Consider the following 22938-nt stretch of genomic DNA (forward strand, 5'->3'; position numbering starts at 1 on the left):
CTGAGGCGTGCCGGAACTTCCCGAGGTCGAGGTGGTTCGGCGCGGTCTGGCCGAGCATGTCGTCGGCCGGTCCATCGAGTCGGTCTCGGTCACCCATCCCAGGTCGGTGCGACGCCATCTCGAAGGCGCCGCCGATCTCGCCGCCCGTTTGCAAGGGCTGCGGGTCGATTCCGCGCGGCGGCGCGGGAAATTCTTGTGGCTCACCTTCGACGAGCCCGATACGGCATTGGTCGTCCATCTCGGCATGAGCGGGCAGATGCTGGTGCAAGCGGCGGACGCTCCCGTCGAGAAGCACGCGCATATTCGCGCCACCCTCGATGACGGAACCCAGCTGCGCTTCGTCGACCAGCGCACCTTCGGCGGCTGGGCGCTCGCGCCCCTCGTTGAGGTCGACGGCACCCCGGTCCCCGAACCCGTCGCACACATCGCCCGCGATCCCCTGGATCCACTGTTCGATCTCGACGCGGCGGTGGCGGCCGTGCGCGCCAAGCGGACCGAGATCAAACGGGTGCTGCTCGATCAGACGGTGATCTCCGGCGTCGGAAATATCTATGCCGACGAATCCCTGTGGCGGGCGAAGATTCACGGCAACCGGCCGGCCTCCGGCTTGACCCGTCCGGCGGTGCGGACCTTGCTCACCGAGGTCGGCACTGTGATGGAGGAGGCGCTCGCGGCCGGTGGCACCTCGTTCGACGCGCTGTATGTGAACGTCAACGGTCAGTCCGGCTACTTCGAGCGTTCGCTGGCGGTGTACGGGCGCGAAGACGAGCCCTGCCGTCGGTGCGGCGCGGCGCTGGTGCGGGAGAAGTTCATGAACCGTTCCTCCTTCTCCTGCCCGCGTTGCCAGCCGCGGCCCCGGCACTGAACGGTTCGATCCACTCTTTTTCGGTTATTCGCCGTAGTGGTGGCGACAGGAGAGGATCACGGCGGTGTCGTCTTCGATCACGTAGACGATGCGATGCTCGGAAGTGATCCGCCGCGACCAGTATCCGGACAAGTTGTGTTGCAATGGTTCCGGCTTGCCGATGCCGGTGTAGCCGTTGCGTTTGATATCGGCGATCAGCTTGTTGATCCGCTTCACGTTCTGGCGGTCGTTGGCGACGAACCATTGATAGTCGTCCCAGGCTTCATCGGTGAACGTGAGTTTGTTGACGTCGGTCACTTGGCCTTCGCCGCCTTGCGCTTGGGCCGCTCGGCCGCTTTCGTCCGCTTGACGGCGAGGGTGTTCGCGGCATCTACGCGGTCGATCGCCTGTTCGGGCTCGTCATCGATTTCGACGAGTTCGCGGGGGATGGCCTGTCCGGCACGGTGCTGGGCGATGGACCGCTCGAGGTGGCGCGCGTTGGCGGGGGTGCCGAGCAAGTATGCGGTCTCCTTCAGGGCCTCGTATTCGCGCAGCGACACGACGACAGCCGGCTCGTGGCCGGCGCGGGTGATCACCACCTCTTCGAGGTCCTCGGTAGCGGCGTCTAGTACCGAGGCGAGGTTGGCTCGTGCGTCGGTGTAGGTCATCGGCTTCATACCGCTACTGTACAGAAAGCTGTACAGAAAGCTGTACAGGTCTGGAGGTGCGTGCTGTGTGGCCCAGTCGGCATCCGCCGGATGGCGCGGTAAAGCCTCGCCGGGTGTCGGCTGACCGAGCTACCGTTTCTGTCAGGGGGCCGGGCAGGAGTCCGGCCGCTGGGCAGGAAGGACCATATGCGCAAGCTCACGTATTACGTCGCGTCGACGATCGACGGTTTCATCGCCACCGAGGAGGGTTCGGTCGATTTCTTCCCGGTGGGGGGCGACCACGGGCCGGCGATCACCGCGCAATACCCGGAGACGCTGCCGGCGAAGGTGCGCGAGGCCAGAGGCATCACCAAGAAGGCCGCTTATTTCGACACGGTGCTGATGGGACGTAAGACGCACGACTTCGGGGTGCGGACCGGCACGTCGAGTCCTTACGCGCATCTACGCCAATTCGTGGTGTCCACCACGCTGCCCGAAAACCCGGACCCCGCAGTGGAATTGATCGCGGCCGACCCGGTGTCCAAGGTGCGGGAGCTCAAACGTGAGAAGGGCTTGGGCATCTGGCTCTGCGGCGGCGGGGAACTCGCACAGGTGCTGCTGCCGGAGATCGATCAGATCTTTCTGAAGCTGTATCCGATCGTGCTGGGGCGCGGCAAGTCGCTGTTCGGTTCCGGCCCGCGGCTGCCCGATCCGGCCCGGTTCCGGGTGATCACCAGCCGCGTCTTCGAGGATGGAGTCGCCTTCGTGAAGTACAGCCGGATTCGATAGCCGCGATGGCCGACCAGGATCCGACCGTGCCGGGCCCCACACCGGGCCCGGTGGAAGCGCTGCGCGAGATCGGGTTCTGGTTGGAACGCGCTCGCGCCGAGACCCATCGGGTGAAGGCGTACCGGCGTGCGGCCGATGTGGTCGCCGAGCTGTCCCCCGCCGAGCGCGCGCAGCACGAACGGGCGCACAGCTGGCAGGAACTGTCCGGGATCGGGCCGAAGACCGCCGCCGTCATCGAGCAGGCGTGCGCCGGTGCGGTCCCGGACTACTTGGCCGATCTGAGGTCCGACGCGAAACCTATCGGCGCGCCGGGTAAACCGTTGCGCTCGCGGTTGCGCGGCGATCTGCACACGCACTCCAACTGGTCCGACGGCGGCAGTCCGATCAACGAAATGATGAGCGTCGCCGCGGCATTGGGGCACGAGTACTGCGCGCTGACCGATCATTCGCCGCGGCTGACCGTCGCCAACGGGTTGTCCGCGGACCGTTTGCGGCGGCAACTGGAGATCGTGGCCGAACTGAACGAGCAGCTCGCGCCGTTCCGGATCCTCACCGGTATCGAGGTCGACATCCTCGACGACGGCACCCTCGATCAAGAGGCGGATCTGCTCGCTCAACTGGATATCGTTGTGGCGAGCGTGCATTCGCATCTGCGTGCCGACAGCGAGGTGATGACCAAGCGAATGGTGTATGCCGTAGCGAATCCGAATGTGGACGTGCTCGGACACTGCACCGGCCGCCTGTTGACCGGCGGGCGCGGCACCCGCCCCGAATCGTCCTTCGACGCCGAGGTGGTGTTCGAGGCCTGTAAGCAGTACGGCACGGCCGTGGAGATCAACTGCCGCCCGGAACGCCAGGATCCGCCCTCGCGGTTGATGAAACTCGCCGTGGAGACCGGCTGCTATTTCGCCATCGACACCGACGCGCACGCGCCCGGCCAGCTGGACTGGCAAGGGTACGGCTGCGAACGCGCGGTCGCGAACGAGGTCCCCGCGGAGCGCGTCATCAATACTTGGCCACTGGACGAGTTGCTCGCTTGGCGGACCCGCTAGCCCGGCTTCGTGTCACATTTGCCGGGGCTGTCTCGTCTAGTTGGTGAAGACCGACGAAAGGACATCGAATGCCTCGCCTGAACCTGCCCGAACTCGCGCCCGAGGTCTATAAAGGCTGGTACGACGCCGAGATGGCGATCCGCCGCGGGCCGCTCGACGCGACGGTCCGGGAGCTGGTCAAGATCCGGGTCTCCCAGATCAACGGCTGCCTGTTCTGCATCGACATGCATACCACCGACGCCCGGCTGCACGGCGAAACCGAGCAGCGTATCTACTACCTGAACGCCTGGCGGGAGTCGGTGAAGTTCACCGATGCGGAGAAGGCCGCGCTCGCGTACGCCGAGGAGGTGACCACACTGGGTCCGCACGGCGTGACCGATGCGGTTTGGGCCGAGGTCGAGAAGCATTTCGAGGAAGGCGCCCGCGCGGGTCTGGTGGCGGTGACGGCCATGATCAACCTGTGGAACCGGATCGGCGTACCGCTGCGAATGGAGCCGGCCGCGCCGTGAGCAGGGCACTCAATCGGTCGGCGGCAGGATCGGGCGGCTGAACAGTTCCTCGATCGGCTGCGGGCCGGTGTAGCGCCGGCAGCCGCACTGGATCCACTCGTACAGACCGCCCATATTGCGGCGGCGAATCTCACTGTGGCACAGACCTTTTTCCGGGTCGTGCATCGACAGGTCGTGGCCGCAGCCGCAGCGGGCGACCACCGCGGTGGCGCGGGCGGGGCGGCGGGCGTATCGGCCCACGACCCAGCCGGCTCCGAGGAGCCCGGCTCCGACGGCGAGACTGAGGGGATCGAACATGCTTCCAGGGTAGGCCACCGCCGACTTGTCAGTGGTCTGAGCCAGGATGGAGGGTATGACGGAACTATCGCTGCGGGAACTGAACCGGACGCTGCTGGTGCGCCAGATGCTGGCCGAGCGGGTCGAGCTCACGCCGCTGGAGCTGGTCCGGCATCTGGTGGCGGTACAGGGCCAGGAACCGAACTGGCCCTACGTCGGATTGTGGACGCGGCTGGTCGATTTCACCCACGCCGAGCTCGAAGCTCTGCTGCACGACCGGAAATTGGTGCGCTCCACCATGATTCGCCGCACTGTGCACCTCGCCGCCGCCGAGGATTTCGCCTGGCTGCGGCCCACGATGCAGCCCTGGATCGACGCGATGCTGAAAGCGGCCTATTACCGCGAGGAGATCGAGGGCGTCGACCTGGAGCGCTTGGCCGCCACCGGCCGCGCGCTGTTGTCCGGTAAGGCATTGTCCCGCAGTGATTTCGGCAAACTCCTCGCCGAGCACTTCCCGGACCGCCATGTTCGCCGCCTCGCCGAATCCGTCGAAGTCATGGTCCCGCTCGCACACAGCCCCGAAACCGGCGCCTGGGGGCGCTGGCGCAACCGTTACGTCACCGTCGGCCTCGCCGACGAGTGGATCGGCACGCCCCTCGCCGCCGCCGACCCGCAGCAGCTGATCCGCCGCTATCTCGCCGCCTTCGGCCCGGCCACCGTAGCCGACATGCAGGCATGGTCCGGCACCACCAAGCTCGCCGAGGTGATCGACGATATGCGTTCGGAGCTGGCGGTTTTCACCGACGACCAGCACAAGGTCCTCTTCGATCTGCCCGACGCTCCGCTGGCCGATCCCGACCTGGAGGTCCCGGTCCGCTTCCTGCCCGCCTTCGACAACGCCGTCCTCGGTCACAAAGACCGCCGCCGCATCATCGCCGAGGAAGATCGCCTGCGCATCGCCAAGGAGGCCTCCGCCGGTGTCCCCATGTACCTGGTAGACGGCTTCGTCCACGGCCGCTGGGCACTCGACGACGCCACCATCCGCATCACGCCCTGGTATCCGCTGTCCAGCGCCGACGAGGCCGCCGTACGCGCCGAGGCCGAAGCGCTGCTGCCGTTCATCGCGCCGGGCGCGGAGGGGAAGGTCGTCATCGAGGGGTAGGCGGCGCCGGCTCACGCTGTCGTGGCGGGTGCCTTGACGCGGCTGCGCAGGACGACTTCGCCCTGCTGGATGCGCACGGTGGTACCGGAGGGGTCGCGGAATGCGGAATCCCTTGGCCCCCAAGGGCGATCGACGGGTTCCTGGAGGACTTCGGCACCGGCGGCTCTGACACGTTCGAAGGTGGCGTCGAGGTCGTCGGTGGTGAAGACGAGCATGGGGAGGATGCCCTTGGTTAGCAGGGTCTGGAGGGCGTCGCCGTCTTCCTGGGTGCGGCCGGCGTGCGGTCGGGAGAGGACGTACTCGAGGCCGGGCTGGGCCGGGCTGCTGAGGGTGACCCAGCGTTTGTCGCCGGAGCCGAGGTCGTTGACGAGTTCCAGGCCGAGGGCGTCGCGGTAGAAGGCCAGGGATTCGTCGATATCGGTGACGGTCACCTGGAGGTACTGCAGGGCCGGGGCGGTGGGGCGGGGCGGCTGGAACGGTGTGTTGCACATGAGAATTACGGTAGGTGTGCGCAGGGTGCCGGGGCTTCTCGATTCCTGATCACTGATGTGCTTGGCTGACCTGATGCGGAAACGGACCTGGCTGACAGTTGGCGGTGTCGTGCTGACGCTGTTGTGGGGTGAGTGGGAGAACTGGCGGGCCTCCCGCCGGGAAGTAGGGTCCGCGCAGGGCGGCTCCGAGGCCGTCGTGGTGCTCGGGTACCGCAACGCGGGGGCGCGCGCCAACGCGATGAACAAGTGGCGGGTGCGTGCTGGTCTGAGGTCGATCGACTCCGAGGCGGACGAGAGTCGGCTCGTGCTGTGCGGCGGCGCGTGCGGGGGCCCGCGCAGCGAAGCGGCGCTGATGGCCGAGTACGCCAGAGACAGGTGTGGGTATCGCGGAACGCTCGTGCTCGAGGAGCAGAGCCGGAGTACTTGGGAGAACATCGCTTTCGCGATTCCGCTGCTCGACGACGTGGACCGTATCAAGATCGTTTCGCTGCCCCTGCACGCGGAGAAGGCCCGGCGTTATCTCGCTCGTCAACGTCCCGACCTGGCGTCGCGTCTGGTCCCCGGCGCGGAGTACCGGTTCGGTGAGTGGATGCCGCTGAAACCGGTGCTCGCGCTCTACGGTTTGCGAAAGGACGCGCAGGGTCGCTAACGCGGCGTCGACCGGGTGATTTGTGGTGGGCGGTGAGCGGGGAACACCGGTGGGAGTGTCGTGGGTGTAGCGGTGTACTGACCGCCGGTGGGGGTTGTCGGAATCAGCGGTGTGGGGGTCGCTGGTGGGGGTCGTGGGGGTCAGCGGTGCGGGGGTCCCCGGCGCGGTTGTCGGAATCAGCGGTGCGGGGGTCCCCGGCGCGGGTGTCGTTGTGGGGGTCAGCGGCGGAGCGCCCCCCGGCGGAGGTGTCGCCGTGGAGGTGAACGGTTCAGTGATCACCGGGTAGGTGAAGGGTCGCTGCTGGTTGAGGGGGACTTCTTCGAGGGTGGATTCGAAAGCCAGTACCCCGCCGAGCATTAGAGTTGCGGTTGTCACCGCGCCGAGCGCGAAACGCAGGACCGAATTGCTGTGCCATCGGGTGGGACCATCGGATTGCCTGTCGTGCCGCATAACAACTCCCACCTGTACCCCTCACGAAATCGATCGGGGTAGGCGGCGCGAAGGTTACGGGCCATTAAGCTCGGCGCATGAATTCGGTGTCGATGGCCGGTACGGATTGCACTGCCTGTGCGGCATTCTCGCCGCGGTCGGCTGAGAAAGGCTGTCCCGCTGGGTCGGACGGCCTTGCGCACGGTGCGGGTGGCGAGCACACGTGAGCGGCGGCGGAGTGACGATCGGCCAGGCCGCCGCGTTCGTCGGCGTCACGATCAAGACCGTGCGGCACTACCACAAGCAGGGTTTGGTCGCTGAACCCGAACGCGACAGCTCCGGCTATCGCCGATACGGTTCGGCTGACCTATTGCGCCTGGTCCAGGTCCGCACGCTGGCCGCCGCGGGGGTGCCGCTGGCCGAGATCGGCCCGTTGCTCGACGCCGACGCGGACCAGTTCGCCGCCGCCCTCGCCGACGTCGAACGGGAACTCACCGCCCGGATCGCGGAATTGTCCGCCCGCCGCGACACGCTGCACCGGCTCGCCGACGGCAACCGCACGCTCCTGCCTGACCGCGCGGTCGCGCTGCTGGAGCGGATGCCCGGCCTGGGCTTTCCGCCGGCGGAGGTGGAGACCGCCCGGGAAGGCTGGGTGCTGGCCAAGGCGCTGGCGCCGGAAGGTTTCGACGAGTACCTCACCCACCTCGAGCGCGCCCTCGACGACCCCCGGTTCGTCGCCATCAGCCTGCGCGGTTCGGAGGTGACGAGCTGGGCGCCGGATGATCCCCGCATCGAGGAACTCGCCACCGACATGGTCGAGCACTATCTCGCCAACCCCGAACAGCTGAAGATCCTGACCGGGATGCAGGCGCGCACCGAGGCCGCGACGCGCTACCGGATCATCGCCCACCACGGCGAAACACAGGAGTCGGCGGCGGCGCAGGTGGCGGCGCTGATCGAGGCCAAGTTGCGTGCCGCGGGCATCTACATCCCGAGACCGGATCCGCACTGACCGATCACCCCCGGATGGGGTACCGCTGGTCCAGATCCAGGTTCAGCCGCAACACGTTGACGCGCTGTTCACCGAGGAATCCGAGGGCGCGGCCCTTGGTATGCGCCGCGACCACCTCCCGCACTTGCTCGACGGTGGCCCCGCGCACGTCGGCGACTCGCGCCACCTGGATAGCCGCGTACTCGGGGGAGATGTCCGGGTCCAGTCCGCTGCCGCTCGCGGTCACGGCGTCGGCGGGGACAGCGGGCTCGGCGGAGGCATTTCCCCGAATCGGCACAATCAGCCCGGCGGCGTAGTCCTCGCCCGGCTGCGCGCATTCGACAGTGACGCCGCGATAGGAACCGAGGAAAGGCGTTGCGGGACAGAGCTGATTGACGCTGACCACGCGGGTCGGGTGCGCGACATCGCCGTCCGTGCCCCGCGTTCCGAGCACGGACAGCACCGCTCCGACTCCATCCTCGGTGCAGAATGGCCGGGATCCATCGACGCGCTCCCGGTCGCCTATCGCCCTGCTTCGCGCGCACACCTGCGTCAAAAGGCTTGCGCGCGCGTCGGTGTCGACGATGTCCTCCGGTCCGAGGTTGCTCGCCGCACTCGACATCGGGTCGTATCCGTCGCCCGCCGCCGACGGCCTGCTCTGGAAGTACGGCAGCGCGTTGCCCTCGGCATCGGTGAAGGACTGACCGATCAGACTGGAGCCCACCACCTTTCCGCCGGCCCGCTGCAGCGAGCCCTCGGCTCCGTCGCGCAGCCCTGGAAGCTGCGCGGCGGCGTAAACCGCCAGGGGATAAACGATTCCGGTGCACACGGTCAGGATCAGGAGCGCGCGTAACGCGGCGAGGTGTTGCCGGATCCAGGTCGACAGTCGCATATCAGGCCATCCCAGGGAGGTGTTGGACGATGAGGTCGATGAGTTTGATGCCGAGGAAGGGCGCGATGATGCCGCCGAGCCCGTAGACCAACAGGTTGCGGCTCAACAGCTTCGAGGCATGGGACGGCTGGTAGCGCACGCCGCGCAGCGCCAGCGGAATCAGCGCGATGATCACCAGGGCGTTGAACACGACCGCGGACAGGATCGCCGTCTGCGGGCTGTGCAGCCGCATGATGTTGAGCAGGTCCAAGCCGGGGAACAGCGCCACGAACAGCGCGGGAATGATCGCGAAGTACTTGGCGATGTCGTTGGCGATGGAGAACGTGGTGAGCGCGCCGCGGGTGATGAGCAGCTGTTTGCCGATTTCCACGATCTCGATCAGCTTGGTCGGATCCGAATCCAGATCCACCATGTTGCCCGCCTCTTTGGCGGCCGAGGTGCCGGTGTTCATGGCGACGCCGACGTCGGCCTGGGCGAGGGCGGGCGCGTCGTTGGTGCCGTCACCGGTCATGGCGACCAGGCGTCCGCCGTCCTGTTCGGACTTGATCAGCGCCAGCTTGTCCTCGGGGGTGGCTTCGGCGAGAAAGTCGTCGACACCGGCCTCCTCGGCGATCGCCTTGGCGGTCAACGGGTTGTCCCCGGTGATCATCACGGTGCGAATCCCCATGCGGCGCATTTCGTCGAAACGCTCGCGCATGCCTTGTTTGACGACATCCTTCAGGTGGATCACGCCGAGCACGCGCGCGGAGCCGTTCGCGGTTTCGCCGACGACCAGGGGGGTGCCGCCGGACGCGGAGATCCCGTCCACCAGGGCTCCGAGTTCGGTTGGGACGGAGCCGCCTTGGGCGCGCACCCACTCGGTGACCGCACTCGCCGCGCCCTTGCGCAGCTGACGGTGGTCGATGTCCACACCCGACATCCGGGTCTGGGCGGTGAATTCCACCCAGTGCGCGTGGGTCAGCTCGCCGGGGGAGCGCTCCCGCAGGCCGTGGGCTTGCTTGGCGTAGACGACGATGGACCGGCCCTCCGGCGTCTCGTCGGCGAGGCTGGAAAGCTGTGCGGCATCGGCCAATTCGGCCGCTGTCACCCCGGGCACCGCAGCGAAGCCGGAGGCCTGGCGGTTGCCGAGGGTGATGGTGCCGGTCTTGTCCAGCAACAACGTGTTCACGTCACCGGCGGCTTCGACCGCGCGACCCGACATGGCCAGCACATTGCGCTGCACCAGCCGGTCCATGCCCGCGATGCCGATCGCGGACAACAGCGCGCCGATGGTGGTGGGGATCAGGCAGACCAGCAGGGAGACCAGCACGATGCCGGTGATGCCATGACCGTCCAGGGCGGCGGTGTCGGCGACGCCGGGACTGTTCTGCTTGGCGTAGATCGCCAGCGGTTGCAGGGTCACCACCGCGAAGACGAAGATCAGCGTCAGTGCGGCGAGCAGGATGTTCAGCGCGATCTCGTTCGGCGTCTTCTGCCGTGACGCGCCCTCGACCAGAGCGATCATCTTGTCGATGAAGCTGGCCCCGGGCTCCTGGGTGATCTTGACGACGATCCGGTCCGACAGCACCGTGGTGCCGCCGGTGACCGCGGACCGGTCACCGCCGGATTCCCGGATGACGGGCGCGGATTCGCCGGTGATGGCCGATTCGTCCACCGACGCGATGCCTTCGACCACGTCACCGTCACCGGGAATGACCCCGCCCGCCTCGACCACCACGTAGTCACCGCGCCGTAATTCGGGGGCCGCCACGGTTTCCTCCGGCCCGGCGGCGCCGGGCGCCCAGTGCACCAGGCGGCGCGCGACGGTGTCGGTCTTGGCCTTGCGCAACGAGTCGGCCTGCGCCTTACCCCTGCCCTCGGCCACCGCTTCGGCGAGATTGGCGAAAACGACGGTGAGCCAAAGCCATACGACGATGGCCCAGGCGAAGAAGGACGGTGTCGCGATCGCCAGCACGGTGGCCCAGAGCGCGCCGAGTTCGACGACGAGCAGCACCGGATTGCGCCACAGCGTGCGCGGGTCCAGCTTGCGGATCGCGCCGGGCAGCGACTTGCGCATCATCTCGGGGTCGAGCAGCCCGCTGCGCACGTTCCGCGGTCGCCGCACGGCAACGACAGTGTCGAGTTCTGCTACTGCGGTACTTGGCATTTCAGTGGATTCCCTCGGCGAGCGGCCCGAGCGCGAGCGCGGGCAGGAAGGTGAGCGCGACCAGGATGAACGTGACTCCGACGACCAGGCCGACGAACTGTGGCCGGTGGGTGGGCAGCGTGCCGATCGACGCGGGGGTATGACCTTGCCGGGCAAGCGAACCGGCCAGGGCGAGCACGAACAGGACGGGCAGGAACCGGCCGAACGCCATGGCCAGCCCGAGCGCGGTGTTGTACCAGTCGGTGTTGCCGGACAGACCCGCGAACGCCGAACCGTTGTTGTTCGCGGCGGAGGTGAAGGCGTACAGCACTTCCGAGAGTCCGTGCGGCCCGGAGTTCAGCATCGCCGCCCGCTGACCGGGCATGGCCATCGCGATAGCCGTGCCCACCAGCACGATCAGCGGGCTGATCAGGAAATAGGAAGCCGCGAGCTTGATTTCGCGCGGCGTGATCTTCTTGCCCAGGAATTCCGGCGTCCGGCCGACCATGAGCCCGGCGAGGAAGACTGTGATCACCGCCAGGATCAGCATGCCGTAGAGCCCCGAACCCACACCGCCGGGCGCGATTTCGCCGAGTTGCATGTTGAACATCGTCATCATGCCGCCGAGGCTGGTGTAGGAGTCGTGGAAGGAGTTCACCGCACCCGTCGAGGTGAGCGTGGTCGCGGAAGCGAAAGCGGCCGAATTCGCTACGCCGAAACGCTGTTCCACGCCTTCCATGGACGCGCCGATCGCGGTCGGCACCGTGCCGTGGTGCTGCGATTGGAAGACGCTCAGCAGCGTCACACTCAGCAACGCGAGCGTGCCCATCACCGCCACGATGGCGTAACCCTGCTTGGGACTACCCACCATGCGCCCGAAGGTGCGTGGCAGCGAGAAGCTGATCACCAGCAGCAGGAAGATCTCCAGCCAGTTGGTCCAGGTGTTCGGGTTCTCGAACGGGTGCGCGGAGTTGGTGTTGTAGAAACCGCCGCCGTTGGTACCGAGTTCCTTGATCACCTCCTGGCTGGCCACCGGCCCACCGGGGATGGTTTGCGTTGCGCCACCGAGGGTTTGGGCTACCTGGTCGTGTAACTGGAAGTTCTGCACGACACCGCCCGCGACCAGCACGAGCGCCGAGACGAACGCGATCGGCAGCAGGATGCGGAGCGTGCCGCGCACCAGATCGACCCAGAAGTTGCCCAGGTCTCCGGTGCGGTGACGGGCGAATCCGCGCACCAGTGCCATCGCTACCGACATGCCGACCGCCGCGGACACGAAATTCTGTACCGCCAGCCCCGCCATCTGCACCAGGTGCCCCAGGGTGGACTCGCCCGCGTAGTTCTGCCAGTTGGTGTTCGTCACGAAACTGACCGCGGTGTTCCAGGCCAGCGCGGCGGTCATCGGCGTGCCGGGATCGTCCAGATGCCAGGGTAGGTGGCCCTGCAACAGCAGGAAGAAGTACAGGAAGAAGACGCTGATCGCGGAGAAGGCCAGCACGCTGCGCGCGTACACCGGCCAGGTCTGCTCGACTTCGGGTTGCACACCGATCATCCGAAAGATGACCCGTTCGAACCGAGAGTGCTTGTCGCCGTTGTACACCCGGTACATGTAGTCGCCGAGCGGCCTGTGTACCAGGGCCAGCGCGAGAACCAGGGACGCGAGGAAGACGATCCCGGCGGTAGTCGTGTTCACCTAGAACCTTTCCGGGAAGAGCAGCGCCGCGACCATGTAGAGCGCGACGCCGATGGCCAGGATCAGGCCGATCAGATTCGCGATCACAGCCGCTCCACCCCGCGCTGGATCAGGCCGAGCAAGGCGAAAACCGCCACGGTGAGCACCGTGAACACCACGACAGACATGAATTCCACAACCTCCATCCGCGTTCCGGACGAGAACGCGCCAGGGCGAGTCAAGTCGCTGTTCGAGGCTCGGCCGACGTTCCTTACGGCTCCTTAGCGTCGTGAACGCGCGCATTGACGGTTCGTTTACGCCCGGCTGTGGATTGCTGGAAAGGTGCCGTCAAATTGCGCTCCGGAAGCGTCAACACACCGTAAAGATCCCGCTCGAGGAGCAGGACGCCGGTAGAACTCGAGTACCGGCCGAAGACAATCCCAGGAGCCGGAGCATCAGGGTGGAGAGGATCGGCCATGTCAAGTGTCGCCATCGCGCTCATCGGCGGCTTCCTGTGTTGCGCGCTGCTCATTCGCGCGCTGGGCGCCCGGTCCGCCCCAGTGGATCGCTCGGCATTTGCTGTACCGCCGGCGCGGTTCGCGCGGCGGCGTTCGAGCGTGGGTGCACGGCGCGCGATGATGGATCAGTGAAACGCGGCCAACTTCGCATCTACCTCGGCGCGGCCCCCGGTGTCGGCAAGACCTTCGCCATGCTCGGCGAGGCCCATCGCCGCCTCGAGCGCGGAGCCGACGTGGTGGCGGCGATCGTGGAGACGCACGGGCGGTGCAAGACAGCCGCGCTGCTCGAGGGGCTCGAGCGGATTCCGCCGAAACTGGTGACCTATCGCGGTACCGAACTGCCCGAACTCGATGTCGAGGCGGTCCTGGCGCGCCGGCCCGGCGTGGTCCTGGTCGATGAGCTGGCGCATACCAACGCGCCGGGCAGCGCCCACGACAAGCGCTGGCAGGACGTCGAGGATCTGCTCGCCGCGGGCATCGACGTGATCTCCACCGTCAATGTGCAGCATTTGGAAAGCCTCAACGACGTGGTCGAACAGATCACCGGTATCCAGCAGCGCGAGACCGTGCCGGATTCGGTGGTGCGCGGCGCGGACCAGGTGGAACTGGTCGACATCACCCCGGAAGCCTTGCGGCGCAGACTTTCGCACGGGAACGTGTACCGGGCCGACAAGATCGACGCGGCGCTGCGCAACTATTTCCGGCCCGGCAACCTCACCGCGCTGCGGGAACTGGCACTGCTGTGGCTGGCCGATCAGGTCGACGCGGCGCTCGCGAAATACCGGGCCGACCACAAGATCACCGAGCTCTGGGAGGCGCGCGAACGGGTGGTCGTCGCGGTCACCGGCGGTGTGGAATCGGAGACGGTGGTACGCCGCGCCGGTCGGATCGCCACCAAGTCCAGTGCCGATCTCGTGCTCGTGCATGTGGTGCGCGGCGACGGCTTGGCCGGAGTGTCGACCGAACGGCTGAACCGGCTGCGCGAGCTCGCCCGGAGCTTGAACGCCAGTCTGCACACCGTCACCGGCACCGATGTGCCGACCGCACTGCTGGAATTCGCGCGCGAGGTGAACGCCACCCAGCTGGTGCTCGGGACCTCCCGGCGCTCCCGCTGGGCCCGGATCTTCGACGAGGGCATCGGCTCCGCGGTGGTCCAGCGGTCCGGCAAGATCGACGTGCACATGGTCACCCACGAGCAGGCGAATTCCGGCGTCCGACGGTCTTCGCTGCGGCCGCGGCTGCCGGTGCTCGCGTGGGCCGGGGCGCTGCTGATACCCGGGTCGGTCTGTGCTCTCGGTCTGACACTGCTCGATCGGCACCTGGAACTCGGCGGTATCAGCGCCCTGTTCTTCGTCGGTGTGCTCGCGGTCGCGCTGCTCGGTGGCGTGGTGCCCGCGGTGTTGTCGGCGCTGCTGTCCGGTCTGCTGCTGAACTGGTTCTTCACGACACCGCGGTACAGCCTGGCCATCTCCGAACCGGACAACTTCGTCACGGTGGTCGTACTGCTGATGGTGGCGGTCGCGGTCGCCGCCCTGGTGGATCTGGGCGCGAAGCGAACGTTGCAGGCGCGCAAGGCTTCCCGGCAGGCGGAACTGCTCACCATGTTCGCCGGCGCGGTGCTGCACGGTGCGGATCTGCCGAAGCTGCTGGAACAGGTCCGGGAAAGCTTCGGCCAGCGTGCGGTGAGTCTGCGCGACGGCGACCAGGTACTGGCCCGGGTCGGGGAGCAGCCGCCGCTCGAGGTCGCCGACGCGGATACCGCGATCGAGGCCGGGGATGGCTCCAGCCTGTTGTTGCTGTCCGGCCGTTCGATCGAATCCGGCGACCGGCCGGTGCTCAACGCGGTGGCCAATCAGGCCGCGGGGCTGGTGCGCCAGTCGCGGCTGGCCGAGGAAGCGGGCGCGGCGGCGGCACTGTTGGCGGCCGATCGGCTGCGGCGCGCGTTGCTCTCCGCCGTCAGCCACGACCTGCGCACGCCGCTGGCCGGGGCCAAAGCCGCGGTGTCGAGTCTGCGCAGCGACGACATCGAGTTCTCCACCGAGGACACCGCCGAATTGCTGGAGACCATCGAGGAATCCGTGGACCAGTTGACCGCGCTGGTCGGCAATCTGCTCGATTCCTCCCGGCTGGCGGTCGGGGTGGTGACGCCGCGGCTGCGCCAGGTGTACCTGGACGAGGTGGTGCACCGGGCCCTGGTGAGCGTCGGGATGGGCGCGCGTGGTCTGCGCCGCGCCGCGATGGACCGGGTGCGGGTAGAGGTCGGGGAAGTGGCGGTCCGCGCCGACGCGGGTCTGCTGGAACGTGTGCTGGCCAACCTGATCGATAACGCCGTGCGGCACGCCCCGCGCGACTCTTCGGTCCGGGTGACCGCGGAAGTCACCGGCGACCGGGTGTCGATCGCCGTCGTCGACACCGGACCGGGTATCGCGCCGGGTAGTGAGGAGCAGCTGTTCGAACCGTTCCAGCGGCTCGGCGATCGCGACAACACCACCGGCGTCGGCCTCGGTTTGGCGGTGGTCCGCGGTTTCGTCGAGGCGATGGGCGGGACCGTGCACGCCGAACCGACGCCGGGCGGCGGCCTGACCATGCTGGTGGACCTGGCCGCGGACGAGCGCGCCGCGGCGGGCGGTACCGGTGCGGCGGTGGGTTTTCGCGAAGACGCGGTCCGCGCGGCGCTGACCCCGCTGCGGACCGGTGAGACCGGCCCGATTCCGGTGCCCGGCCCCGACGATCGTGCGACCGGCAACCGGCAGTGACCACGGAGGCACAGGAATTCACCATGACAGACAAGATGCCGGCGACCAAGGTGCTCGTCGTCGACGACGAACCGCAGATCGTCCGTGCGCTGCGGATCAACCTGTCGGTGCGCGGTTATGAGGTGCTGACCGCGGGCACCGGTGCGGCGGCCTTGCGGATAGCCGCCGACAAACACCCCGACGTGGTCATTCTCGATCTCGGACTGCCCGACCTCGACGGGATCGAGGTGCTCGCCGGACTACGTGGCTGGACCTCGACTCCGGTGATCGTGTTGTCGGCCCGCACCGACTCGGCCGACAAGGTGGAGGCGCTGGACGCGGGCGCCGACGACTACGTGACCAAACCCTTCGGCATGGACGAACTGCTCGCCCGGCTCCGGGCGGCGGTGCGGCGCGGCGCCGGCGATCCGGGTACACACGAACCCGTGGTCGAGACCGCGTCGTTCACCGTCGACCTGGCTATGAAGAAGGTCACCAAGAACGGTGCGGCCGTGCATCTGACGCCGACGGAGTGGGGCATGCTCGAGATGCTGGTCCGCAATCGCGGCAAGCTGGTCGGGCGCAAGGAGTTGCTGCGCGAGGTGTGGGGTCCGGCGTATGCCACCGAAACCCATTATCTGCGGGTGTATCTGGCGCAGCTGCGGCGCAAACTCGAGGACGATCCCGCGCGGCCCAAGCATTTGCTGACCGAGGCGGGCATGGGGTACCGGTTTCAGGAATAGGAATGTGTCAGTTTTGCCCGACGTTGCCAGGCATGCACTGCAAGATCTGATCGAGATGGCAGGATCGTGACCATGGTTGACGAAAACCCGACCACCCTGTGGGTCGAGCGCACAGGTACCCGGGCCTACACCGGCCGCAGCTCGCGCGGCGCGGAAGTGCTGATCGCGAGCCAGGGCGTGCCCGGTGCCTTCACCCCGGGTGAGTTGCTGAAGATCGCGCTGGCCGGCTGCTCCGGCCTGAGCGCCGACTTCACGCTCTCGCGCCGGCTCGGTGACAACTTCGACGCGACCATCCGCGTCTCCGGAGACGCCGACCGGGAGAACGAGGTGTATCCGCAGCTGGACGAGCAGTTCGAACTCGACCTCAGCGAACTCGACGACGCCACCCGGGATCGTCTCCTGGTCGCGGTGCAGCGCGCCATCGACAAGGCCTGCACGGTCGGGCGGACGCTGAAGGCCGGCACCAAGGTCAACTTGAACTTCGACGTCGACGCGTAGATGGACGCGGTTCGGCTGAGCGCGTGGGTGCACGGCACGGTGCAGGGCGTCGGGTTCCGCTGGTGGACCCGCTCCCGCGCACTGGAACTCGGCCTGACCGGGTACGCCCGCAACGCGCGTGACGGACGGGTGCACGTGATCGCCGAGGGTCCGCGCGCGGCCGGGGAGAAGTTGCTCGGGCTGTTGCGTTCCGGTCAAACTCCTGGCCGGGTCAGCTTGGTTGTGGAAAGCTGGGAGCCCGCGCGGGGTGATATGTCCGGGTTCGAGGAGCGGTAGTGAGGGCGAATCGGTGAGCACGCAGCATCCGGGCGACGGCGAGAAGTTCCCTGACGCCACCCCGCCGACCGGTGAGCCGGGCGAAGCGCATCCGGGTTGGCCGGTGTCCGATCAGGGCCAGACGGAACCGCAGCGGCCGGAACTGGCCCTGCCGCCCGAGGAACCCCGGTACGGCAGCATCCAGCGACAGGAACCCGGCCGCACCCAGCCGCGCCCGCCGACCGTGGCCGAGGCACGCGCCCGGGACAAGGCCCGCCAACGCGCCGACCAAGAGCGCCGGGCCGCGGAAGCCGCCGAGGCCGCCAAGAAGAAGACCCGCAAGCGCGTGCTGATGGGTAGCGTCGCCGTCGTCGGCGTCGCCGGGCTCGTCGGCGGCGGATACCTGGTCTACAAGGCGGTCAACAAACCGGACCAGGTGACCGCGCACTGCGTGCAGATCGACCAGAACGGCAAGGAAGTCGTTGTCCCCGATGACAAGTGCGGGCCCGGCAAGCAGGGCTTCAGCGACGACGACCGCTGGCACGGCGGCGGCGGGCTCATCATCCTCGGTGGCTGGCCGCAGTATCGCTACTACTACGGCGGCAACCCCACCATCGGGCAGGCGCCGGTCGGCGGCAGCACCGTGAAGCCCAAGGGCGCGGAGATCAAGACCAAGAGCGGCACCACCGTGCAGCGCGGCGGGCTCGGCAGCAAGAGCTCGGGCGGGGGGTCCTGATGCGGCGCGTCCGTGGTACGCCCCGGCCCGGCTGGCAGCAGATCATCGAGGAACAGGGTCTCGTCTACGGTGCGCCCGGCCGGGATGCCAGCGGGCAGCCCCGTCCGTATTGGGACGAGTCGGTGCACTACGAGTTCGACATGGACGAAATCCTCGCGCTGGAAGCGGATGTCGAACTGCTGCACTCCATGTGCCTGCATGCCGTCGAGCAGGTGATCCTCACCGAACGGTTCCGGGATTTCGGTCTGCCCGAATGGACTTGGGAGCCGATCACCGAATCCTGGCGGCGCAACGATCCTTACGTGTACGGACGGTTCGATCTGCGCTACGACGCGCGCCGGCCCGCGAAACTGCTGGAGTACAACGCGGATACGCCGACGTCACTGCTGGAAGCCGCGATCATCCAGTGGCACTGGCTGACTGCGCGATATCCCGGTGACGATCAATGGAATTCGTTGCACGAGAAGCTGGTCGAGCGGTGGTCTTCGCTGCGGGACACGCTGCCGTCCGCGCATCTGCATTTCGCCTGGTCCGCCGCGGACGGGTCCGGCGAGGACAACGTCACCACGGCCTATATGCAGGAGACCGCGGCCGAGGCCGGGTTCGACACCATCGCGCTGCCCATCGAGGAGGTCGGCTTCGACCTCGAGCTGGAGCGTTTCGTGGATCTGGCGGAGGCGCCGATCGAAGCGATCTTCAAGCTGTACCCGTGGGAGTGGGTGCTCGACGACGACTTCGGTAAACGGGTGATCGCGAGTCTGCCCGCGACCATGTGGGTCGAGCCGCTGTGGAAGACGCTGCTGAGCAACAAGGCGATCCTGGCGGTGCTGTGGGAGATGTACCCCGGGCACCCGAACCTGTTGCCCGCCTACCTCGATCAGCCCAACGAGCTCACCGAGTACATCCGCAAACCGAAACTCGGTCGCGAGGGCGCCAATATGACCATCGTCGGCGCGGGCATGGAGACCGCGACCGGCGGCGTGTACGGCGCCGAAGGGTTCGTCTACCAGTTGCTCGATCCGCTACCGGAATTCGACGATATGCGACCGGTCCTCGGCGCCTGGATGGTCGGGGACAGCTCCGCGGGCCTCGGTATCCGGGAAACCGCGGGCCTGATCACCGACGACGGCGCCGCCTTCGTCCCGCACCGTATCCCCACCACCTGACACCGTTCCTGGAAGGACACTCGATGACCATACTTGCCCTCGAGCAGGATTACTGGCGCCTGCTCGGCGAAGGCGTCGGGGCCATCATCCTGTACGCCATCATCGGCCTGGTGCTGATGCTGATCGGTTTCTATGCCATCGATCTCACCACGCCGGGCCGGCTGCGCGGCCTGGTCGCCGAGGGCAAGCCCAACGCCATCGTCGTCACCGCCGCGGGCCTGATCAGCATGGCGTTCATCGTCGTGGTCGCCATCTACACCTCCGGCGGCGACCTGCTGGAGGGGCTCATCGCCTCGACCGTCTTCGGCCTCATCGGCATTGCCGCCCAGGTCATTTCGGTGCGGGTGCTGGAGCGTGCCGTCGGCATCCATATCGGCAACGCGCTGCACGCGGATACTTTCACCCCCGCTTCCCTCGTCGTCGCGGCGGCCCATTTCGCTCTGGGTCTGGTAGTTGCCTTCGCGGTCTTCTGAGTCCGCGCGCTGGGCGCGCGTGCGTTCGCGGCCGGTGCGCGCCGGCACCGAACTGCTCGCCTGGATCGCGACGGTCGCGGGTGCGACCGGGATCGCGCTGCACTTCAGCCGGTCATCGGCGCGCCTGCTGGTCTTGGCGGCGTCCGTCGCGCCCTATCTGATGTGCTCGGCAGTTGTTGCGGCCGTGACCTTTACGGTTCTGCGGCGCCGGTCGGGTGCGGCGGCGGCGGTTATCGTTGCGGCGCTGGGGGTGTGGACTCAAGTACCGCTGTACGCCGGTGACTCGGGCGCGGGCAGCGGTCCCGAGTTGACCGTCATGCAGGCCAACCTGCTGTTCGAGGGCGCCGACCCGCGGGCGCTGGTCGAGGAGGTCCGCGCCCGGCGCGTCACCATCCTGACCGTCAACGAGCTCACCCCCGCGGCCCTCGGCGAACTCACCCTGGCGGGCCTGGATCACCTGCTGCCGCACCGCTATGTCTCCCCGGGCAGAACCGCGACCGGCACCGGCATCTACAGCGCCTATCCGCTCACCGACACGGTCGAATACGACGGCTACGTCCTGAACCAGCTCTCCGCCACCGCGACCGTTCCGGGCGCGGGTCCGGTCACCGTATACGCTTTCCACCCGGTCCCGCCGATCTACGGCACCGACGTTTGGTCCGACGAACTGTCCCGCCTGCGCGCGATCCTCGACCGCGCTCCGGGCGACCGCCCGGCCATCGCGGGCGGCGACTTCAACGCCACCTTCGACCACTCCCAGTTCCGGGCCATGCTTTCCGGCCGTTTCCACGACGCCGCCGAACAGTCCGGCGCCGGCCACCTGGTCACCTACCCCACCGACAAGGCCTTTCCGCCCCTGATCGGCATCGACCACATCCTGCTCGCCGGCGCGCACGCCACCAGGGTGGCGACCGTCGCCCTGCCGGGTGCCGACCATCGCGCCTTGGTCGCGGACCTCCGTCTGGCTTCCGCTGTCCAGCCCCGGCAATGACGCTCTCGCGCTGAAAGGCCGGACGAGCCGGCCCGCTACCTCGTAGCCTGGTACTCCACGGGTGTGCGACTCGGGAGTTGCGGTGGCCTACGAACTCAGCGCGGTGATCGGCGAATCGGCTTTACTCGAAGCGATCGGCAGTGCATACGACGTGCCGGTCGTGCTGCTCGCGGAGGGATTCGGCTTGATCCCGCTCACCGAGGAGATCGTGACCGTGCTGTTGGCGCCGAACCGTCGCTTCGAAGAAGTGCTGCGCGAGTGGTCGACTCGCGGTCCGGTCATCTACGCCTGGTCTGAAATGCACGCGGGCCTCGGCGTCCAAGCAGCCACCATCTGGGAAAACGGCGTTGTCACCTACCACGAGACCGGATATCCCGGACGCGGCCCGATCTCCCTCGCGCTGCGACGCCTCGGCGCGGCCGGCGGCAGCGACCGTCGCGACGAATTCGACATCGTCGGACTGGGCCGCCACCGCCGCACCAGCGCGTGGGTCCCCGAGTGATCAGTGACCGCGGGCTATCCAGTCGGACAGGGAAGGCTTTTCGGCGGCAATGGTGGTGGTGTCACCGTGGCCGGTATGGACCGTTGTTTCCACCGGCAGCGTGAGCAGCCGGTCGCGGATCGAGTCGATGATGGTGTCGAAGTCGGAGTAGGAGCGGCCGGTGGCGCCCGGGCCGCCGGAGAACAAGGTGTCGCCGGTGAACAGCGCGGCGAGGTCGGGGGCGTGCAGCGAGACCGAGCCGGGCGAGTGCCCGGGGGTGTGCAGGATGTCGATGTCGATGCCCGCCAGGGTGATTCGTTGTGTGTCCGCCAGTGATCGGTAGTCGACGTCGGGGTGGGTCATGCGCCAGAGCACGTCGTCCGCCGGGTGCAGGAAGACGGGCGCGTCGAAGTGGCGGGACAGGTGCGGGGCGACGGTGATGTGGTCGTTGTGGGCATGGGTGCACAGGATGCCGAGCACCTGCCGATCGCCGACGGCGTCGACGATGGGTTCGGTGTCGTGCGCGGCGTCGACGATGAGAACTTCGGTGTCGTCGCCGATCAGCCAGATGTTGTTGTCGACATCCCAGGTGCCGCCGTCGAGGGAGAAGGTGCCGGAGGTGACGACGCGGTCGACCCGGGCGGTCACCAGACCACCACCGAGCGCAGCACATCGCCGGTGTGCATGGCGTGGAAGGCTTTTTCCACCTCGTCCAGTGCGATGCGCTCGGAGACGAAGCGCTCCAGCGGAAGACGACCCTGGCGGTACAGGTCGATGAGCATGGGGAAGTCGCGTTCGGGGAGGCAGTCGCCGTACCAGGAGGACTTCAGGGCGCCGCCCCGGGAGAACAGATCGATCAGCGGCATCTCCAGGGTCATGTCGGGGGTCGGGACGCCGACCAGGACCACGGTCCCGGCGAGGTCGCGGCCGTAGAAGGCCTGTTTCCAGGTTTCCGGGCGGCCCACCGCTTCGATGACGACATCCGCGCCGAAGCCGCCGGTGAGCTCCTGGATGCGCTCGACCACATCCTCGGTACTCGCGTCGATGGTGTCGGTGGCGCCGAAATCCTTGGCCCACTCCAGTTTCCGGGCATCGCGGTCGATGGCGATGATGGTGCGGGCGCCGGCGAGGCGAGCGCCGACGATGGCCGCGTCGCCGACACCGCCGCAGCCGATGACCGCCACAGTGTCGCCGCGCGAGACATTTCCGGTGTTCATGGCCGCGCCGATACCGGCCATCACGCCACACCCGAGCAGTCCGGCCACCGCCGGGTCGGTGCCGGGAGCTACTTTGGTGCACTGCCTTTCGTGCACGAGGGTCTTGTCGGCGAACGCGCCGATACCGAGGGCCGGGCTGAGCTCGGTGCCGTCGGTGAGGGTCATCTTCCGGCTGGCGTTGCTGGAGTCGAAGCAGTACCAGGGACGGCCGCGCTGACAGGCCCGGCACTCGCCGCAGATCGCGCGCCAGTTCAGCACCACGAAATCGCCGGCGGCGACGTGGGTGACCGCGCTGCCCACGGTCTCCACGACGCCCGCCGCCTCGTGCCCGAGCAGGAACGGGAACTCGTCGTTGATGCCGCCCTCGCGGTAGTGCAGGTCGGTGTGGCAAACACCGCAGGCCTGGACCCGCACCACGACATCGTGCGGCCCGGGATCGGGGATGACGATATCGACGAGTTCGACGGGGGCGCCTTTGCCGCGGGCAATGACACCGCGCACGGTCTCGGACACGGAACAACCTCCTCGATCAGTGTGCCAACGGCGGCACCGGTCCCATATTGCCGTGCGCATGCCTGCACGTCATCCGAAAGGGGA

General features: G+C 67.6%; 28 protein-coding genes. 17 read left to right on the forward strand and 11 right to left on the reverse strand.

Features of this window, described 5'->3' with window-relative positions:
• Positions 1 to 7 precede the first annotated feature (7 nt).
• Positions 8 to 865, forward strand: a complete 858-nt coding sequence (mutM, locus tag BJ987_RS14615; RefSeq protein ID WP_209889576.1) for a bifunctional DNA-formamidopyrimidine glycosylase/DNA-(apurinic or apyrimidinic site) lyase — start codon at positions 8 to 10, stop codon at positions 863 to 865.
• A gap of 24 nt (positions 866 to 889) precedes the next feature.
• On the opposite strand, the gene BJ987_RS14620 is transcribed toward mutM, so the two are convergent.
• Together BJ987_RS14620 and BJ987_RS14625 are read right to left on the reverse strand one after the other, a co-directional pair.
• Positions 890 to 1162 carry a Txe/YoeB family addiction module toxin gene (locus BJ987_RS14620; RefSeq protein WP_209889579.1) on the reverse strand — a complete coding sequence of 91 codons (273 nt, stop codon included), beginning with the start codon at positions 1160 to 1162 and terminating at the stop codon, positions 890 to 892.
• On the reverse strand, positions 1159 to 1521 hold the full coding sequence (locus tag BJ987_RS14625) for a type II toxin-antitoxin system Phd/YefM family antitoxin (protein ID WP_209889583.1): 363 nt from the start codon (positions 1519 to 1521) through the stop codon (positions 1159 to 1161). Before BJ987_RS14625 ends, BJ987_RS14620 begins: the two co-directional genes overlap by 4 nt.
• 177 nt (positions 1522 to 1698) lie before the next feature.
• On the opposite strand from BJ987_RS14625, the gene BJ987_RS14630 reads away from it, so the two are divergent.
• The 3 genes from BJ987_RS14630 to BJ987_RS14640 all read left to right on the forward strand — a co-directional run bounded on the left by BJ987_RS14630 (position 1699) and on the right by BJ987_RS14640 (position 3841).
• Entirely contained in the window at positions 1699 to 2280 is a 582-nt protein-coding gene (locus BJ987_RS14630; protein WP_209889586.1) for a dihydrofolate reductase family protein, read from the forward strand.
• A 5-nt stretch (positions 2281 to 2285) separates the two neighbouring features.
• Positions 2286 to 3332, forward strand: a complete 1047-nt coding sequence (locus BJ987_RS14635) for a PHP domain-containing protein (RefSeq protein WP_209889589.1) — start codon at positions 2286 to 2288, stop codon at positions 3330 to 3332.
• A 68-nt stretch (positions 3333 to 3400) separates the two neighbouring features.
• On the forward strand, positions 3401 to 3841 hold the full coding sequence (locus BJ987_RS14640) for a carboxymuconolactone decarboxylase family protein (RefSeq protein WP_245365968.1): 441 nt from the start codon (positions 3401 to 3403) through the stop codon (positions 3839 to 3841).
• Positions 3842 to 3850: 9 nt separating this feature from the next.
• Here BJ987_RS14640 and BJ987_RS14645 read toward each other — a convergent pair whose 3' ends face one another.
• Complete coding sequence (locus BJ987_RS14645; RefSeq protein WP_209889592.1) at positions 3851 to 4138, reverse strand: hypothetical protein; 288 nt, start codon at positions 4136 to 4138, stop codon at positions 3851 to 3853.
• 55 nt (positions 4139 to 4193) lie between these two features.
• On the opposite strand from BJ987_RS14645, the gene BJ987_RS14650 reads away from it, so the two are divergent.
• On the forward strand, positions 4194 to 5279 hold the full coding sequence (locus BJ987_RS14650) for a winged helix DNA-binding domain-containing protein (RefSeq protein ID WP_209889595.1): 1086 nt from the start codon (positions 4194 to 4196) through the stop codon (positions 5277 to 5279).
• 11 nt (positions 5280 to 5290) lie between these two features.
• Here the strand turns inward: BJ987_RS14650 and BJ987_RS14655 are convergent, their stop codons facing one another.
• The gene (locus BJ987_RS14655) at positions 5291 to 5770 is read right to left on the reverse strand and encodes a VOC family protein (protein ID WP_209889598.1); all 480 of its coding nucleotides are present in this window, start codon (positions 5768 to 5770) and stop codon (positions 5291 to 5293) included.
• 73 nt (positions 5771 to 5843) lie between these two features.
• On the opposite strand from BJ987_RS14655, the gene BJ987_RS14660 reads away from it, so the two are divergent.
• Entirely contained in the window at positions 5844 to 6419 is a 576-nt protein-coding gene (locus tag BJ987_RS14660; RefSeq protein ID WP_209889601.1) for a YdcF family protein, read from the forward strand.
• A gap of 652 nt (positions 6420 to 7071) precedes the next feature.
• Positions 7072 to 7860 (forward strand): MerR family transcriptional regulator, encoded by a 789-nt coding sequence (locus BJ987_RS14665; RefSeq protein ID WP_209889604.1) that lies wholly within the window; start codon positions 7072 to 7074, stop codon positions 7858 to 7860.
• A 4-nt stretch (positions 7861 to 7864) separates the two neighbouring features.
• Here the strand turns inward: BJ987_RS14665 and BJ987_RS14670 are convergent, their stop codons facing one another.
• Genes BJ987_RS14670 through BJ987_RS37265 form a run of 5 tightly spaced genes read right to left on the reverse strand, consistent with a single transcriptional unit; the run spans position 7865 to position 12716 of the window.
• Positions 7865 to 8731: a potassium-transporting ATPase subunit C gene (locus BJ987_RS14670; RefSeq protein WP_209889607.1), complete on the reverse strand. Its 867-nt coding sequence runs from the start codon at positions 8729 to 8731 to the stop codon at positions 7865 to 7867.
• A 1-nt stretch (position 8732) separates the two neighbouring features.
• Positions 8733 to 10877, reverse strand: coding sequence for a potassium-transporting ATPase subunit KdpB (kdpB, locus tag BJ987_RS14675; RefSeq protein ID WP_209889609.1), 2145 nt, complete (start codon positions 10875 to 10877; stop codon positions 8733 to 8735).
• Between the two features lies 1 nt (position 10878).
• On the reverse strand, positions 10879 to 12549 hold the full coding sequence (gene kdpA / locus BJ987_RS14680) for a potassium-transporting ATPase subunit KdpA (protein WP_209889614.1): 1671 nt from the start codon (positions 12547 to 12549) through the stop codon (positions 10879 to 10881).
• Entirely contained in the window at positions 12550 to 12636 is an 87-nt protein-coding gene (locus tag BJ987_RS38215) for a potassium-transporting ATPase subunit F (protein WP_372446938.1), read from the reverse strand.
• Complete coding sequence (locus BJ987_RS37265; protein ID WP_245367001.1) at positions 12633 to 12716, reverse strand: potassium-transporting ATPase; 84 nt, start codon at positions 12714 to 12716, stop codon at positions 12633 to 12635. Before BJ987_RS37265 ends, BJ987_RS38215 begins: the two co-directional genes overlap by 4 nt.
• Positions 12717 to 13004: 288 nt before the next feature.
• On the opposite strand from BJ987_RS37265, the gene BJ987_RS14690 reads away from it, so the two are divergent.
• From BJ987_RS14690 to BJ987_RS14735, 10 genes are all read left to right on the forward strand, one after another.
• Positions 13005 to 13178 (forward strand): hypothetical protein, encoded by a 174-nt coding sequence (locus tag BJ987_RS14690; RefSeq protein WP_209889632.1) that lies wholly within the window; start codon positions 13005 to 13007, stop codon positions 13176 to 13178.
• Positions 13175 to 15802, forward strand: a complete 2628-nt coding sequence (locus BJ987_RS14695) for a sensor histidine kinase (protein WP_209889635.1) — start codon at positions 13175 to 13177, stop codon at positions 15800 to 15802. Before BJ987_RS14690 ends, BJ987_RS14695 begins: the two co-directional genes overlap by 4 nt.
• A gap of 23 nt (positions 15803 to 15825) precedes the next feature.
• A complete protein-coding gene (locus BJ987_RS14700) occupies positions 15826 to 16524 on the forward strand; it encodes a response regulator (RefSeq protein WP_209889637.1) in 699 nt (232 codons plus the stop codon).
• Positions 16525 to 16596: 72 nt separating this feature from the next.
• Positions 16597 to 17022: an OsmC family protein gene (locus BJ987_RS14705; protein ID WP_209889640.1), complete on the forward strand. Its 426-nt coding sequence runs from the start codon at positions 16597 to 16599 to the stop codon at positions 17020 to 17022.
• Positions 17023 to 17298 (forward strand): acylphosphatase, encoded by a 276-nt coding sequence (locus BJ987_RS14710; RefSeq protein ID WP_209889643.1) that lies wholly within the window; start codon positions 17023 to 17025, stop codon positions 17296 to 17298.
• Between the two features lie 178 nt (positions 17299 to 17476).
• Positions 17477 to 18013: a hypothetical protein gene (locus BJ987_RS14715; RefSeq protein WP_209898376.1), complete on the forward strand. Its 537-nt coding sequence runs from the start codon at positions 17477 to 17479 to the stop codon at positions 18011 to 18013.
• Positions 18013 to 19179 (forward strand): glutathionylspermidine synthase family protein, encoded by a 1167-nt coding sequence (locus BJ987_RS14720; RefSeq protein ID WP_209889646.1) that lies wholly within the window; start codon positions 18013 to 18015, stop codon positions 19177 to 19179. Before BJ987_RS14715 ends, BJ987_RS14720 begins: the two co-directional genes overlap by 1 nt.
• A 23-nt stretch (positions 19180 to 19202) precedes the next feature.
• On the forward strand, positions 19203 to 19652 hold the full coding sequence (locus tag BJ987_RS14725; RefSeq protein WP_209889649.1) for a DUF350 domain-containing protein: 450 nt from the start codon (positions 19203 to 19205) through the stop codon (positions 19650 to 19652).
• Between the two features lie 19 nt (positions 19653 to 19671).
• Complete coding sequence (locus tag BJ987_RS14730) at positions 19672 to 20643, forward strand: endonuclease/exonuclease/phosphatase family protein (protein ID WP_307869607.1); 972 nt, start codon at positions 19672 to 19674, stop codon at positions 20641 to 20643.
• A gap of 82 nt (positions 20644 to 20725) precedes the next feature.
• Positions 20726 to 21145, forward strand: a complete 420-nt coding sequence (locus BJ987_RS14735) for a hypothetical protein (protein WP_209889652.1) — start codon at positions 20726 to 20728, stop codon at positions 21143 to 21145.
• On the opposite strand, the gene BJ987_RS14740 is transcribed toward BJ987_RS14735, so the two are convergent.
• Together BJ987_RS14740 and BJ987_RS14745 are read right to left on the reverse strand one after the other, a co-directional pair.
• Positions 21146 to 21772: an MBL fold metallo-hydrolase gene (locus BJ987_RS14740; protein ID WP_209889655.1), complete on the reverse strand. Its 627-nt coding sequence runs from the start codon at positions 21770 to 21772 to the stop codon at positions 21146 to 21148. It abuts the gene before it with no gap.
• A complete protein-coding gene (locus BJ987_RS14745) occupies positions 21769 to 22854 on the reverse strand; it encodes an S-(hydroxymethyl)mycothiol dehydrogenase (protein WP_209889658.1) in 1086 nt (361 codons plus the stop codon). The genes BJ987_RS14740 and BJ987_RS14745 overlap by 4 nt, the downstream gene beginning before the upstream one ends.
• Positions 22855 to 22938: the final 84 nt, after the last annotated feature.

Origin of the sequence: Nocardia goodfellowii (assembly GCF_017875645.1) — a bacterium.
Lineage (GTDB): Bacteria > Actinomycetota > Actinomycetes > Mycobacteriales > Mycobacteriaceae > Nocardia > Nocardia goodfellowii.